A 13,940-nucleotide genomic window follows, 5' to 3' on the forward strand; every position below is an offset into this window, starting at 1 on the left:
CGTGCCCGACGCCCTGCCGCCCGACGCCGTGTCCACGGACTACAAGCCCCTGCTGGAGCGGATCGCCGCCGACATCGCCCCGCTGCTGGGCAGTGGCACGCCCGCGGAGTACATTCCGGCCCTCGCCGCCGTGGACCCGGGGCAGTTCGGCATGGCGATCGCCGATCTCGACGGCAACGTCTTCGGGGTGGGGGACTGGCAGGTGCCCTTCTCCGCCCAGTCGATCACCAAGGTCTTCGCGCTGGCGCTGGCCCTGGCCGAGGGGGGCGACAGCCTGTGGGAGCGGGTCGGCCGGGAGCCGTCGGGCAACCCGTTCAACTCGCTCGTGCAGCTGGAGTACGAGAACGGCATTCCGCGCAATCCGTTCATCAACGCGGGCGCCCTCGTGGTCACCGACCGGCTCCAGACACTGACGGGTGACGCGAGCAGCGAAGTGCTGGAGTTCCTGCGACAGGAGAGCCAGAACCCGGACATAGGGTTCGACGCCGAGGTGGCCGCCTCCGAGCAGGGCCACGGGGACCGCAACGCGGCCCTGGCCCACTTCATGGCCTCGTACGGGAACATCGACAACCCGGTGCCGGCGCTGCTGGAGCACTACTTCTGGCAGTGCTCCATCGAGATGAGCTGCGCCGACCTGGCGCGCGCCGGACGGTTCCTGGCCCGGCACGGGCTGCGCGCCGACGGCTCGCGGCTGCTGACGCGCAGCGAGGCCAAGCAGGTCAACGCGGTGATGATGACCTGCGGGACGTACGACGCGGCGGGCGAGTTCGCCTACCGCGTCGGGCTGCCCGGCAAGAGCGGGGTGGGCGGCGGGATCGTCGCCGTCGTCCCGGGCCGGTGCACGCTCGCGGTGTGGAGTCCGGGCCTGGACGCCCGCGGGAACTCGGTCGCGGGCGTCGCGGCGCTGGACCGCTTCACGACCCTGACGGGCCTGTCCGTGTTCTGATCACCCGCGGATCACCCTGCGGACGCGTCCCGGAGGGCCAGCGCGTAGCGGCGGGCCGGGTTGCCGCCCGGGGTGGTGAACTCCTCGGCCAGGGTCATCCCCAGTCGCTCCGCCACGGCCACGGAACGGGCGTTGCCGGCGTGGATCATCGCCACCACCCGCGGGATCCCGGCCTCGCGGACCCGCTCCAGGGTGGCCAGTGCCGCGGCGTACGCGTAGCCGCGGCCCCAGGCCGCCCGCCCGAGCCGCCAGCCGATCTCGATCTCCCCGACCGGGCCCCACGCCTTGTCCGCCGGCCACGGCTGCGCCCCGGTGAAGCCGATCACCTCGCCGTCGCCGTCCAGCAGCGTCCACAGGCAGAGGCCGAGCTGTGCGTCGTGCATGCGCTGGCGCGCGGTGAACTCCTCGTACTCCGACAGCTCGGCGGGGCCTCCGAGGAACTCCATGACATCGGCGTCGTTGAAGACGCGGTGCCAGGCGTGCGCGTCCTCGTCGGTGGGCACGCGCAGCCGCACCGCGGGGAGCGGCGGCCGGGTCGGCGAAGTCGTCATCGGGGCAGCCCTTCGGATCGCGATCACTCTCGCTGCATAGACTGCACGTGTCCGGTGCCGTTGGGCACCCTTTATCGAGCCTTCGGGAGACCCCGCAGTGACCGAGCTCCTCTCCGAACACTCCGCGGACGTGATCGTCGTCGGGGCCGGGCCCGCCGGCTCGACCACCGCCTACTACCTCGCCAAGGCCGGATTGGACGTCCTGCTGCTGGAGAAGACGGCGTTCCCGCGCGAGAAGGTGTGCGGCGACGGCCTGACTCCGCGCGCCACCAAGCAGCTGGTGGCGATGGGCATCGACATCTCCGAAGAGGCCGGCTGGCTCCGTAACAAGGGCCTGAGGATCATCGGCGGCGGACAGCGGCTCCAGCTGGACTGGCCGGAACTCGCCTCCTACCCGGACTACGGACTCGTCCGCAAGCGCGACGACTTCGACGAGACCCTGGCCCGCCAGGCCCAGAAGGCCGGCGCCCGGCTGTACGAGCGCTGCAACGTCGGCGAGCCGGTCCGTGACGCCCGTACCGGCCGGATCACCGGCGTGCAGGCGAAGCTGGGCGAGGAGAAGACCCCGGTCACCTTCCACGCCCCGCTGGTCGTCGCGGCCGACGGCAACTCCTCCCGGCTGTCCCTGGCCATGGGCCTGCACCGGCGGGAGGACCGCCCGATGGGCGTCGCGGTGCGTACGTACTTCACCTCGCCGCGGCACGACGACGACTACCTGGAGTCCTGGCTGGAGCTGTGGGACCGGCGCGGTCCGCAGGACCGGCTGCTGCCCGGCTACGGCTGGATCTTCGGCATGGGCGACGGCACGTCCAACGTCGGCCTCGGCATCCTCAACTCCTCCTCCGCCTTCAAGGAGCTGGACTGGCGCGAGGTCCTCAAGGCCTGGTGCGCCTCGATGCCGGAGGACTGGGGCTACACCCCGGAGAACATGACGCAGCCGATCCGCGGTGCGGCGCTGCCGATGGCCTTCAACCGGCAGCCGCACTACACCAAGGGCCTGCTGCTGGTCGGTGACGCGGGCGGCCTCGTCAACCCGTTCAACGGCGAGGGCATCGCCTACGCCATGGAGTCGGGCCAGATCGCGGCCGACGTCATCGTGCAGGCGCAGGCCCGGTCCACCCCGGCGCAGCGCGAGCTGGCGCTGCACAACTACCCGAAGGTGCTCAAGGAGACCTACGGCGGCTACTACACGCTGGGCCGCGCCTTCGTGAAGCTGATCGGCAACCCGAAGGTCATGAAGGTCGCCACGCAGCGCGGTCTCACGCACCCGCTGCTGATGAAGTTCACGCTGAAGATGCTGGCCAACCTGACCGACCCGGCGGGCGGCGACGCGATGGACCGCATCATCAACGGCCTCTCGAAGGTGGCCCCGAAGGCCTGAGGCCGGCAAAGGGCGTTCACGAAGGGCGGCGGTCCCCGGTCCCCGGGTGTTCGGGGCCGGGGCCGCCGTGCACGGTGCGCACGCACCGGGCCAGCAGGACCAGGCCGCACACCAGCAGGGTGCCCGAGACGGTCCAGCCGGCCGCGAGGAGGAGGGGGTGTCCCGGCTTCTGCCAGGGGCGGGTGGTGTTCAGCAGCAGGCCCCCGACGGCGAGGAGCCCGAGGCCGAGGGCGGCCCGGACCGCGGTGGGGTCGCCGGCCTCGTGGTGCTCGTGCGGCTGTGTGCCCACGGGACCACCACCTCCAGGGTCTGTGCTCGGGGCCTGCCCCGCTATCTTCGCAGGGACCGGAACGCCGCGTACCGGCGCCCACGACAACGGCCGTAGGGCCGGTACTCCGCCCCCGAGCGGGGGAGTACCGGCCCTACGGCCGTGTCTGCTGCCGTGGCCTGAGCGGGGCTCAGGAGCGGGCTCAGAGGACGCGGACGGCGCCCGTCGGCTTGTCGTAGCTCAGGCTGCGCTCGACGATGCCCGTGCTGGGGTTCTGCGCGCCGACGAACTTGCCGCCGCCGACGTAGATGGCGACGTGGTACGCGCTGCCCTTGGAGCCCCAGTAGAGGATGTCGCCCGGCTGAAGGGCGTTCAGGGAGACGGACGTACCGGCCGTGGACTGCGCCTGGGACATGCGCGGCAGGCTGATGCCGGCCTGGCGGTAGGCGGCCTGGACGAGGCCGGAGCAGTCGAAGGAGGACGGGCCGGTGCCACCCATCACGTAGGCCTTGCCGACCTGCGCGCGGGCGAAGTTGACGATGGCGGCGGCGGAGCCGGTGGCCGGGGCCGTCACGGTGCCGGTGCCCTGGGGGGCCTTGGCGGCGGTGGAGGTGCTCTTCAGCGAGGTGCGCTCGGAGTCGCGGGTGGCGCGCTCGGCCTCGGCCTTGCGGTCGGCCTCCTCCTTCGCCTTCTTCTCCGCGGCCTTCTGGGCCGTCTCCTTGGCCTGCTTCGCCTCGGCGGCGGCGCCGGTGCGGGCGCTCTCCTCCTGGGCGGTCAGTTCGCCTTCCACGGCGGCCAGACGGGTGTTCTCGGCGGCCGTGGTGACCGCGGAGGAGACCTCGGCGGCCAGGTCCAGGTTCAGGACCGGCATTTCGAGCGTCGTCTCGGCCACGGGCTCGGACGGGGACGCGCTCGCCGTGCCGGCCATGGCCAGGGTGCTGAGGACGCCACCGGCAACTCCGGCGCGGACCGCGAGCTTCGAGGCGCTGCGGCGGGGCTTCCGGTGGCTGGGTATGTGAGCGGTGTGGGACATGAGAACAACCGCTATCAGGGCGCCAGGGGTCCCTTCAAGAAACGTGGGGTGCGCCACAGTTGTGCGTGAAGGGCGCGAACCGGGCGCGTCACGCTCTTTATTGACGCCGTAACGGGCGAAACGGACACGCCTCCACAAGGCTGTGATCATGGGGTTTCAGAATTAAGTCCGAATTGATCCGCGGACTACCATCCCTCCGCACAGATGGCCAAGCCCGCTTTCGGAACGCCTGATTCAGAGTGGCGCAGGTCACAGAAGGATCACGCCATGCGGACGCTGTGGCCGGTCCGTGACCTTCCTGTGAAGCGGGCCCTCGCGCACCGCCGGGAAGTTCGTGAACGGATGCACGCACTCGGCGCCCCGCCCTGCCCTCGTATGCCCCGCGTCCACCTCCGTACACGCGGGCCCCCCGACCGGGCGACACGGATCCCCTTACCATCACCACCGCTCCCAGGCCAATTTGCCTGCAACCGCCAACGTTTGATAGGGCGGCGCGCCGTTCATCTGCGGGAACGGGCTCGAATGTCACCTTTGGTGATCAAGCGGATGCTTCGCGTATGAAGATCACCACTCATCGGACTTCATGATCGTTCGTCAGGTGGTGGAGATCACAAACTCGGTGTTGTTACCCGTGTCGCAGATCACAGACGAGCAGGCATAAGATGCGCAGCAGTCCGGCTTGTGAACTGCCTCACATGTGCACGATCTTCGCGAGGCGGGGCACGCCCCCCGCTCCCACTGGGAGGGGCTCCGGCCGGCGGCGGTCCAACGGTCAAGGACGACTGGAAGGAGCGAGGAGCGTGAATGCGTACGCGCCCATCCTCGTGCTCGGCGCCCTCGGCGCAGGGTTTGCGATCTTCTCCGTGGTCATGGCCACGCTGATCGGTCCAAAACGGTACAACCGGGCGAAGCTCGAAGCCTACGAGTGCGGCATCGAGCCGACACCGATGCCGGCCGGCGGCGGCCGCTTCCCCATCAAGTACTACCTGACGGCGATGCTCTTCATCGTCTTCGACATCGAGGTTGTCTTCCTCTACCCCTGGGCCGTCACCTTCGACTCCCTGGGGATCTTCGGGCTCGTCGAGATGCTGCTCTTCGTGCTCACCGTCTTCGTCGCCTACGCCTACGTCTGGCGCCGCGGCGGCCTGGAATGGGACTGAGGGGCTGAATTTCCCATGGGACTGGAAGAGAAGCTGCCGAGCGGCTTTCTGCTGACCACCGTCGAACAGGCCGCGGGGTGGGTGCGCAAGTCGTCCGTCTTCCCGGCGACCTTCGGCCTCGCCTGCTGCGCCATCGAGATGATGACGACCGGAGCGGGCCGGTACGACCTGGCCCGCTTCGGCATGGAGGTCTTCCGCGGCTCCCCGCGCCAGGCCGACCTGATGATCGTGGCCGGCCGGGTCAGCCAGAAGATGGCGCCGGTGCTGCGCCAGGTGTACGACCAGATGCCCGCTCCCAAATGGGTCATCTCCATGGGGGTCTGTGCATCTTCGGGCGGAATGTTCAACAACTACGCGATCGTCCAGGGCGTCGACCACATCGTCCCGGTGGACATCTACCTCCCCGGCTGCCCGCCCCGCCCCGAGATGCTGATGGACGCCATCCTCAAGCTCCACCAGAAGATCCAGGGCGGAAAGCTCGGCGTGAACCGGGAGGAAGCGGCCCGCGAGGCGGAGGCGGCGGCCCTCAAGGCGCTCCCCACCATCGAGATGAAGGGGCTGCTCCGGTGAGCGAGACCCAAGAGCCCGGCAACGGCCACGGCGACGGAACCGACGCGGGCGGCGGCCTGCCCGCGCCGCGCGCCCAGGGTCCCGAGGTCATCGGCGTCCGCAAGGGCATGTTCGGCGCCGCCGAGGGCGGCGACACCAGCGGCTACGGCGGGCTCGTCCGCACCGTGGCCCTGCCGGGCGCGACCGCCCGCCCGTACGGTTCGTACTTCGACGAGGTGGCCGACGAACTCGAAGGCGCCCTGGAGGAACAGGACCTCGTCCCCGGGAACGCCATCGAGAAGACGGTGGTCGACCGGGGCGAGCTCACCTTCCACATCGCCCGCGAGCACCTGGTACGGGTCGCACGCACCCTGCGCGACGACCCCGCCCTGCGCTTCGAGCTCTGCACCGGGGTCTCCGGGGTCCACTTCCCCGGGGACAAGGGCCGCGAGCTGCACGCCGTCTACCACCTGCGCTCGCTCACCCACGGCCGGATCCTGCGCCTGGAGGTGTCCGTCCCGGACGCCGACCCGCACGTCCCCTCGCTCGTCTCCGTCTACCCGACCAACGACTGGCACGAGCGCGAGACGTACGACTTCTTCGGCCTGGTCTTCGACGGGCACCCGGCCCTCACCCGGATCATGATGCCGGACGACTGGCAGGGCTTCCCGCAGCGCAAGGACTACCCGCTCGGCGGCATCCCCGTCGAGTACAAGGGCGCCCAGATCCCGGCTCCCGACCAGCGGAGGTCGTACAGCTGATGTCCCCCATCACGAATGAAGCAGACAACCACTCCTCCGCCCGCGAGACGACCGAGGGCACCGTCTACACCGTCACCGGCGGCGACTGGGACGAGATCGTCCAGTCGGCGGCCAAGGCCGACGACGAGCGGATCGTCGTCAACATGGGTCCCCAGCACCCCTCCACCCACGGAGTGCTCCGGCTGATCCTGGAGATCGACGGCGAGACGGTCACCGAGGCCCGCTGCGGCATCGGCTACCTCCACACCGGAATCGAGAAGAACCTCGAATTCCGCAACTGGACGCAGGGCACCACCTTCGTCACGCGCATGGACTACCTGACGCCGTTCTTCAACGAGACGGCGTACTGCCTCGGCGTCGAGAAGCTGCTCGGCATCACCGACCAGATCCCGGACCGCGCCACCGTCCTGCGCGTCCTGCTGATGGAGCTGAACCGGCTCTCCTCCCACCTGGTGTGCATCGCCACCGGCGGCATGGAGCTGGGCGCGACCACGATCATGATCTACGGCTTCCGCGACCGCGAGCTGATCCTCGACATCTTCGAGCTGATCACCGGCCTGCGCATGAACCACGCGTTCATCCGCCCCGGCGGCCTCGCGCAGGACCTGCCCCCGGGCGCGGTCGACCAGCTGCGCGAGTTCGTGAAGACCATGAAGAAGAACCTGCCGGAATACGACAAGCTCGCCACCGGCAACCCCATCTTCAAGGCCCGCATGCAGGACGTCGGCTACCTCGACCTCGCCGGCTGCATGGCGCTCGGCGCCACCGGCCCGATCCTGCGCTCCGCCGGCCTGCCGCACGACCTGCGCAAGTCGGACCCGTACTGCGGCTACGAGAACTACGAGTTCGACGTACCGACCACCGAGACCTGCGACTCCTACGGGCGGTTCCTGATCCGCCTGGAGGAGATGCGCCAGTCGCTGCGGATCGTCGAGCAGTGCCTGGAACGGCTGGAGCCCGGCCCGGTCATGGTCGCCGACAAGAAGATCGCCTGGCCGGCGCAGCTGGCCATGGGCCCCGACGGCCTCGGCAACTCCCTCGACCACATCAGGAACATCATGGGCACCTCCATGGAGGCCCTCATCCACCACTTCAAGCTGGTGACCGAGGGCTTCCGGGTGCCGGCCGGGCAGGCGTACGCGGCGGTCGAGTCGCCCAAGGGCGAGCTCGGCGTCCACGTCGTCTCCGACGGCGGAACCCGCCCCTACCGGGTCCACTTCCGCGATCCGTCCTTCACCAACCTGCAGGCCATGGCCGCGATGTGCGAGGGCGGCCAGGTCGCCGACGTCATCGTCGCCGTCGCCTCCATCGACCCCGTGATGGGAGGCGTCGACCGATGACCGCCAGTCCTCAGAACCGAGGGGTCCAACTGGGCATGCCCCAGCTCCCCGCCCCGGACTTCCCGGCGGAGGTACGGGCACGCCTCGACGCGGACGCCGCGGAAGTCGTCGCCCGCTACCCCGACAGCCGCTCCGCGCTGCTCCCGCTGCTGCACCTGTGCCAGTCGGAGGAGGGTTACGTCTCCAAGACCGGCATCCGCTTCTGCGCCGAGACGCTCGGGCTGACCACCGCCGAGGTCACCGCCGTCGCCACCTTCTACACGATGTACCGGCGGCGGCCCTCGGGCGACTACCAGGTCGGCGTCTGCACCAACACCCTGTGCGCGGTCATGGGCGGCGACGCCATCTTCGAGGAGCTCAAGGAGCACCTCGGGGTCGGCAACAACGAGACCACCCCCGACGGCAAGGTCACGCTGGAGCACATCGAGTGCAACGCGGCCTGCGACTACGCCCCCGTGGTGATGGTCAACTGGGAGTTCTTCGACAACCAGACCCCCGAGTCCGCCAAGGCCATGGTCGACGACCTGCTGGCCGGCCGCGAGGTCTCGCCGACCCGGGGCGCGCCGCTGTGCACGTACAAGGAGACCGCCCGGATCCTGGCCGGTTTCCCGGACGAGCGCGCGGGCGCGGTCGAGGCCACCGGCGGCGCCGGACCCGCCTCCCTGATCGGTCTGCGCATCGCCCGCGGCGAGCCCCCGCACACCCCGATCGTCCACCCGCGCGGCGAGAGCACCACCGAGGGAGGGGAGTGATGTCCGTGTCGACTGAGCTGAGCAAGAACGGGACCAGCCCGGAGAAGCTCCTCGCACCCGTCCTGTCGGCCTTCTGGGACGAACCCGCATCGTGGACGCTGGAGACCTACCGGCGCCACGGAGGCTACGAGGGCCTGCGCAAGGCCCTGGCGATGACGCCGGATGAATTGATCGCCTACGTGAAGGACTCCGGGCTGCGCGGACGGGGCGGCGCGGGCTTCCCCACCGGCATGAAGTGGCAGTTCATCCCGCAGGGCGACGGAAAGCCGCACTACCTCGTCGTGAACGCGGACGAGTCGGAACCGGGAACCTGCAAGGACATCCCCCTCCTCTTCGCCAACCCGCACTCCCTCATCGAGGGAATGATCATCGCCTGCTACGCGATCCGCTCGCAGCACGCCTTCATCTACCTGCGCGGCGAGGTCGTACCGGTCCTGCGGCGCCTGCACGAGGCGGTGCGCGAGGCGTACGCGGCCGGATACCTCGGCAAGGACATCGACGGCACCGGGCGCAACCTCGACATCACGGTGCACGCGGGCGCGGGCGCGTACATCTGCGGCGAGGAGACGGCGCTGCTCGACTCCCTCGAAGGCCGGCGCGGCCAGCCCCGGCTGCGTCCCCCCTTCCCTGCCGTCGAGGGGCTCTACGCGTGCCCCACTGTCGTCAACAACGTCGAGTCCATCGCCTCGGTTCCCGCGATCCTGAACAAGGGCAAGGACTGGTTCAAGGCGATGGGCACCGAGAAGTCCCCCGGCTTCACGCTCTACTCGCTCTCCGGGCACGTCGCCGGACCCGGCCAGTACGAGGCCCCGCTCGGCATCACCCTGCGCCAGCTCCTCGACATGAGCGGCGGCATGCGGCCCGGACACCGGCTGAAGTTCTGGACCCCCGGCGGCTCCTCCACCCCGATGTTCACCGACGAGCACCTCGACGTCCCCCTGGACTACGAGGGCGTGGGCGCCGCCGGCTCGATGCTCGGCACCAAGGCCCTCCAGTGCTTCGACGAGACCACCTGCGTGGTGCGGGCCGTCACCCGGTGGACCGAGTTCTACGCCCACGAGTCCTGCGGCAAGTGCACCCCCTGCCGCGAGGGCACCTACTGGCTGGTCCAGCTGCTGCGCGACATCGAGGCCGGCAAGGGCGTCATGTCCGACCTCGACAAGCTGAACGACATCGCCGACAACATCAACGGCAAGTCCTTCTGCGCGCTCGGCGACGGCGCGGCCAGCCCGATCTTCTCCTCGCTCACGTACTTCCGCGAGGAGTACGAGCAGCACATCACGGGCAAGGGCTGCCCCTTCGACCCCAGGAAGTCGACCCTCTGGGCCGACACGGAGGTGAACGCATGACCGTCACCACTACGGCCGCCTCCGGGGGAGGAGCGGCCGTCCCGCCGGAGGACCTGGTCTCGCTGACCATCGACGGGGTCGAGCTCTCGGTGCCCAAGGGCACCCTCGTCATCCGCGCCGCCGAACAGCTCGGCATCGAGATCCCCCGGTTCTGCGACCACCCCCTCCTGCCCCCGGCCGGCGCCTGCCGCCAGTGCATCGTCGAGGTCGAGGGCCAGCGCAAGCCGATGGCCTCCTGCACCATCACCTGCACCGACGGCATGGTCGTCAAGACCCAGCTGACCTCCGAGGCCGCCGACAAGGCCCAGCGCGGGGTGATGGAGCTGCTGCTCATCAACCACCCGCTGGACTGCCCCGTCTGCGACAAGGGCGGCGAATGCCCGCTGCAGAACCAGGCGATGTCGCACGGCAACGCCGAATCCCGCTTCGAGGGCCGCAAGCGGACCTACGAGAAGCCCGTCCCGATCTCCACCCAGGTCCTGCTGGACCGGGAGCGGTGCGTGCTGTGCGCCCGCTGCACCCGCTTCTCCAACGAGATCGCCGGTGACCCGATGATCGAGCTGCTGGAACGCGGTGCGCTCCAGCAGGTCGGCACCGGCGAGGACGACCCCTTCGAGTCGTACTTCTCCGGCAACACCATCCAGATCTGCCCGGTCGGCGCCCTCACCTCGGCCGCGTACCGGTTCCGCTCCCGCCCCTTCGACCTCGTCTCCTCCCCGAGCGTGTGCGAGCACTGCGCGGGCGGCTGCGCGACCCGTACCGACCACCGCCGAGGCAAGGTGCTGCGGCGCCTCGCCGCGGAGGACCCCGAGGTCAACGAGGAGTGGGTCTGCGACAAGGGCCGCTTCGCCTTCCGCTACGCGCAGCGCCCGGACCGGCTGACCACCCCGCTGGTGCGCAGCGCCGCCGGGGTCCTGGAACCGGCGAGCTGGCCCGAGGCCCTGGAGGCCGCGGCGAACGGGCTCGCCGCCGCGCGCGGCCGGGCCGGGGTGCTCACCGGCGGGCGGCTCACCGTCGAGGACGCCTACGCGTACGCCAAGTTCGCCCGGGTCGTGCTCGACACCAACGACATCGACTTCCGGGCCCGCGTGCACAGCGCCGAGGAGGCCGACTTCCTGGCCGCCACCGTCGCCGGCACCGGCAAGGACCTCGACGGCGACGGTGTCACCTACACCTCGCTGGAGGCGGCGCCCGCGGTGCTGCTCGCCGGCATCGAGGCCGAGGAGGAGGCTCCCGGCGTCTTCCTGCGGCTGCGCAAGGCACACCGCAGGTTCAAGCAGCGGACCTTCGCCCTCGCCCCCTTCGCCACCCGCGGGCTGGAGAAGGCCGGCGGCACCCTGCTCGCGGCCGCCCCCGGCACCGAGCCCGACTGGCTCGACGCCCTGTCCTCGCGTACCGGCCTGGAGACCGGCGGCGCCGAAGCCGCCGAGGCGCTGCGCGCGCCGGGCGCCGTCATCGTCGTCGGGGAGCGCCTCGCCGGCGTGCCCGGCGCGCTGACCGCCGCTGTCCGGGCGGCCGCCGCGACCGGGGCGAAGCTGGTGTGGATCCCGCGCCGGGCCGGGGAGCGGGCGGCCGTCGAGGCCGGCGCGCTGCCGTCCCTGCTGCCGGGCGGCCGTCCGGCCACCGACCCGCGGGCCCGCGACGAGGTCGCCGCCGCCTGGGGCCTGGACGAACTCCCGCACCGCTACGGCCGCGACACCGGCCAGATCGTCGAGGCCGCGGCCACCCGGGAACTGTCCGCGCTGCTGGTCGCCGGCGTCGAGGTCACCGACCTGCCGGACCCGGCCCGCGCGCGGACCGCCCTGCAGGAGGCCTTCGTGGTCTCCCTGGAGCTGCGGCCCTCCGAGGTCACCGACCACGCGGACGTGGTCCTGCCGGTCGCCGCAGTTGCCGAGAAGGCGGGCGCGTTCATCAACTGGGAGGGCCGGGTCCGGCCGTTCGAGGCCGCGCTCAAGCCCGACCAGATGACCCGCCGGCTCGCCCCGGCCGACGCCCGCGTGCTGCACATGCTGGCCGACGCCGCCGACCGGCCGATCGCCCTGCCCGACGTGCACGCCGTACGCCGGGAGCTGGAGCGGCTCGGCCCCTGGGAGGGCGGACTCGCCGCCGAGCAGTCCACCGATCCGGTGCCGCTGCCCCGCCCCGGCGTCGGCGAGGCGGTCCTCGCGGGCCACCGGCTCCTCCTCGACCAGGGCCGGCTGCAGGAGGGCGACGAGGCCCTGGCCGGCACCCGCCACGAGGCGAGCGCCCGGCTGTCGGCCGCCACGGCCGCCGAGACCGGCGTCAAGGACGGCGACGTCCTCGCGGTCACCGGCCCCACCGGCACCGTGGAACTCCCGCTGCGGATCACCGAGATGCCCGACCGCGTCGTCTGGCTCCCGCTGAACTCCACCGGCTCCGGCGTCCTCGCCGACGCCGGAGCCCGCCCGGGCACCCTCGTACGGATCGGCCCGGCGACCCCGGCCGGCGCAGGCGACACCACTGCGGAGGTGGGCGCGTGAACACCGTTCAACTCGCTGCCGAGGACCTGTCCCTCTTCGGAGGGGACGTCTGGTGGCTCGTCGTCATCAAGGCGGTGTTCTGCTTCGCCTTCCTGATGGTGACGGTGCTCTTCTCCATCGTGTGGGAGCGCAAGGTCGTCGCCTGGATGCAGCTGCGCATCGGCCCCAACCGGCACGGCCCCTGGGGCATGCTCCAGTCGCTGGCCGACGGCGTGAAGCTGATGCTCAAGGAAGACATCATCGTCAAGCGGGCCGACAAGGTCGTCTACGTCCTGGCCCCGATCATCGCGGCGGTCCCGGCCTTCATGGCCATCGCGGTGATCCCGTTCGGACCGGCCGGCAACGAGGTCTCCATCTTCGGCCAGCGCACCTCGATGCAGCTGACCGACCTGCCTATCGCGATGCTCTACATCCTCGCGGTGGCCTCGGTCGGCATCTACGGCATCGTCCTGGCGGGCTGGTCCTCCGGCTCCACCTACCCGCTCCTCGGCGGTCTGCGCTCCTGCGCGCAGATGATCTCCTACGAGATCGCGATGGGCGCGGCCTTCGCCTCGGTCTTCCTCTACTCCGGCTCGATGTCGACCTCGGCGATCGTGGAGGCCCAGCAGGACCGCTGGTTCATCGTGCTGCTGCCGGTGTCCTTCATCATCTACGTCGTCACGATGGTCGGCGAGACGAACCGCGCCCCCTTCGACATGCCGGAGTCCGAGGGCGACCTCGTCGGCGGCTTCAACACCGAGTACTCGTCCATCAAGTTCGCGCTGTTCATGCTGGCCGAGTACGTCAACATGGTCACCGTCTCGGCGGTCTCGGTCACCCTCTTCCTGGGCGGCTGGCGGGCCCCGTACCCGATCAGCTCCTTCTGGGAAGGCGCGAACCACGGCTGGTGGCCGCTGCTCTGGTTCGTCCTGAAGGTCCAGCTGCTCCTCTTCTTCTTCATCTGGCTGCGCGGCACACTGCCGCGCGTGCGCTACGACCAGCTGATGAAGCTCGGCTGGAAGGTCCTGATCCCGGTCTCCGTGGTCTGGCTGATGATGGTCGCCACCGTCCGCGCCCTGCGCAACGAGGCGTACGAGATCGCGGACATCGCGCTCTACGTCGGCGGCGCCGTCGTGGCGATCCTGCTGCTCTCCTTCGTCGCCGACATCTTCCGCGACAAGCGCGAGAAGGCGGCGGCCGCGGACGCGGCCAAGGACACCGCGCCCTTCGATCCGCTGGCGGGCGGCTTCCCCGTACCGCCCAAGCCCGGCCAGCACCTGGCACCCGTACCGCGCAGGCGGTCCCGCAGCGAGCGGGAGCTGATCGCCAGTGGCGGGGCGAACACCGACAGTGACCGAGAGGAGGCTTGA

The 13,940-nt window shown here is 70.6% G+C and carries 13 protein-coding genes; 10 read left to right on the forward strand and 3 right to left on the reverse strand.

Annotated elements, in window-relative coordinates:
* The first annotated feature begins 28 nt into the window (after positions 1-28).
* Positions 29-946: a glutaminase gene (locus tag NRK68_RS19675; protein ID WP_079025972.1), complete on the forward strand. Its 918-nt coding sequence runs from the start codon at positions 29-31 to the stop codon at positions 944-946.
* 11 nt (positions 947-957) lie between these two features.
* Here NRK68_RS19675 and NRK68_RS19680 read toward each other — a convergent pair whose 3' ends face one another.
* Entirely contained in the window at positions 958-1,497 is a 540-nt protein-coding gene (locus tag NRK68_RS19680) for a GNAT family N-acetyltransferase (protein ID WP_183067004.1), read from the reverse strand.
* A 97-nt stretch (positions 1,498-1,594) separates the two neighbouring features.
* Here NRK68_RS19680 and NRK68_RS19685 point away from each other — a divergent pair, with 97 nt between their 5' ends.
* Positions 1,595-2,878 (forward strand): geranylgeranyl reductase family protein, encoded by a 1,284-nt coding sequence (locus NRK68_RS19685; protein ID WP_183067003.1) that lies wholly within the window; start codon positions 1,595-1,597, stop codon positions 2,876-2,878.
* A gap of 16 nt (positions 2,879-2,894) precedes the next feature.
* Here the strand turns inward: NRK68_RS19685 and NRK68_RS19690 are convergent, their stop codons facing one another.
* Together NRK68_RS19690 and NRK68_RS19695 are read right to left on the reverse strand one after the other, a co-directional pair.
* Positions 2,895-3,167 carry a hypothetical protein gene (locus NRK68_RS19690; RefSeq protein ID WP_183067002.1) on the reverse strand — a complete coding sequence of 91 codons (273 nt, stop codon included), beginning with the start codon at positions 3,165-3,167 and terminating at the stop codon, positions 2,895-2,897.
* 181 nt (positions 3,168-3,348) lie between these two features.
* Entirely contained in the window at positions 3,349-4,179 is an 831-nt protein-coding gene (locus tag NRK68_RS19695; protein ID WP_183067001.1) for a C40 family peptidase, read from the reverse strand.
* 800 nt (positions 4,180-4,979) lie between these two features.
* Here NRK68_RS19695 and NRK68_RS19700 point away from each other — a divergent pair.
* The 8 genes from NRK68_RS19700 to nuoH are packed head-to-tail and all read left to right on the forward strand — an operon-like array spanning position 4,980 to position 13,940.
* Positions 4,980-5,339: an NADH-quinone oxidoreductase subunit A gene (locus tag NRK68_RS19700; RefSeq protein ID WP_030010013.1), complete on the forward strand. Its 360-nt coding sequence runs from the start codon at positions 4,980-4,982 to the stop codon at positions 5,337-5,339.
* A gap of 15 nt (positions 5,340-5,354) precedes the next feature.
* The gene (locus NRK68_RS19705; RefSeq protein ID WP_030028258.1) at positions 5,355-5,909 is read left to right on the forward strand and encodes a NuoB/complex I 20 kDa subunit family protein; all 555 of its coding nucleotides are present in this window, start codon (positions 5,355-5,357) and stop codon (positions 5,907-5,909) included.
* Positions 5,906-6,649 (forward strand): NADH-quinone oxidoreductase subunit C, encoded by a 744-nt coding sequence (locus NRK68_RS19710; protein ID WP_257856341.1) that lies wholly within the window; start codon positions 5,906-5,908, stop codon positions 6,647-6,649. The genes NRK68_RS19705 and NRK68_RS19710 overlap by 4 nt, the downstream gene beginning before the upstream one ends.
* Positions 6,649-7,989: an NADH-quinone oxidoreductase subunit D gene (locus tag NRK68_RS19715; protein ID WP_046779305.1), complete on the forward strand. Its 1,341-nt coding sequence runs from the start codon at positions 6,649-6,651 to the stop codon at positions 7,987-7,989. Before NRK68_RS19710 ends, NRK68_RS19715 begins: the two co-directional genes overlap by 1 nt.
* The gene (nuoE, locus tag NRK68_RS19720; protein ID WP_183066999.1) at positions 7,986-8,741 is read left to right on the forward strand and encodes an NADH-quinone oxidoreductase subunit NuoE; all 756 of its coding nucleotides are present in this window, start codon (positions 7,986-7,988) and stop codon (positions 8,739-8,741) included. The genes NRK68_RS19715 and nuoE overlap by 4 nt, the downstream gene beginning before the upstream one ends.
* Entirely contained in the window at positions 8,741-10,090 is a 1,350-nt protein-coding gene (nuoF, locus tag NRK68_RS19725; RefSeq protein WP_183066998.1) for an NADH-quinone oxidoreductase subunit NuoF, read from the forward strand. Before nuoE ends, nuoF begins: the two co-directional genes overlap by 1 nt.
* Positions 10,087-12,591 (forward strand): NADH-quinone oxidoreductase subunit G, encoded by a 2,505-nt coding sequence (locus tag NRK68_RS19730; RefSeq protein ID WP_183066997.1) that lies wholly within the window; start codon positions 10,087-10,089, stop codon positions 12,589-12,591. Before nuoF ends, NRK68_RS19730 begins: the two co-directional genes overlap by 4 nt.
* The gene (gene nuoH / locus NRK68_RS19735; RefSeq protein ID WP_257856342.1) at positions 12,588-13,940 is read left to right on the forward strand and encodes an NADH-quinone oxidoreductase subunit NuoH; all 1,353 of its coding nucleotides are present in this window, start codon (positions 12,588-12,590) and stop codon (positions 13,938-13,940) included. The genes NRK68_RS19730 and nuoH overlap by 4 nt, the downstream gene beginning before the upstream one ends.

The sequence above is a fragment of the Streptomyces yangpuensis genome (assembly GCF_024666385.1).
GTDB classification, from domain to species: Bacteria; Actinomycetota; Actinomycetes; order Streptomycetales; family Streptomycetaceae; genus Streptomyces; species Streptomyces yangpuensis.

Excerpts from the sequence above, each read along its gene's own strand:
- NRK68_RS19680 (WP_183067004.1), bottom strand. The coding sequence starts at position 1,497 with ATGACGACTTCGCCGACCCGGCCGCCGCTCCCCGCGGTGCGGCTGCGC.
- NRK68_RS19695 (WP_183067001.1), bottom strand. The coding sequence starts at position 4,179 with ATGTCCCACACCGCTCACATACCCAGCCACCGGAAGCCCCGCCGCAGC.
- NRK68_RS19705 (WP_030028258.1), top strand. The coding sequence starts at position 5,355 with ATGGGACTGGAAGAGAAGCTGCCGAGCGGCTTTCTGCTGACCACCGTC.
- NRK68_RS19715 (WP_046779305.1), top strand. The coding sequence starts at position 6,649 with ATGTCCCCCATCACGAATGAAGCAGACAACCACTCCTCCGCCCGCGAG.
- nuoE (WP_183066999.1), top strand. The coding sequence starts at position 7,986 with ATGACCGCCAGTCCTCAGAACCGAGGGGTCCAACTGGGCATGCCCCAG.
- nuoF (WP_183066998.1), top strand. The coding sequence starts at position 8,741 with ATGTCCGTGTCGACTGAGCTGAGCAAGAACGGGACCAGCCCGGAGAAG.
- NRK68_RS19730 (WP_183066997.1), top strand. The coding sequence starts at position 10,087 with ATGACCGTCACCACTACGGCCGCCTCCGGGGGAGGAGCGGCCGTCCCG.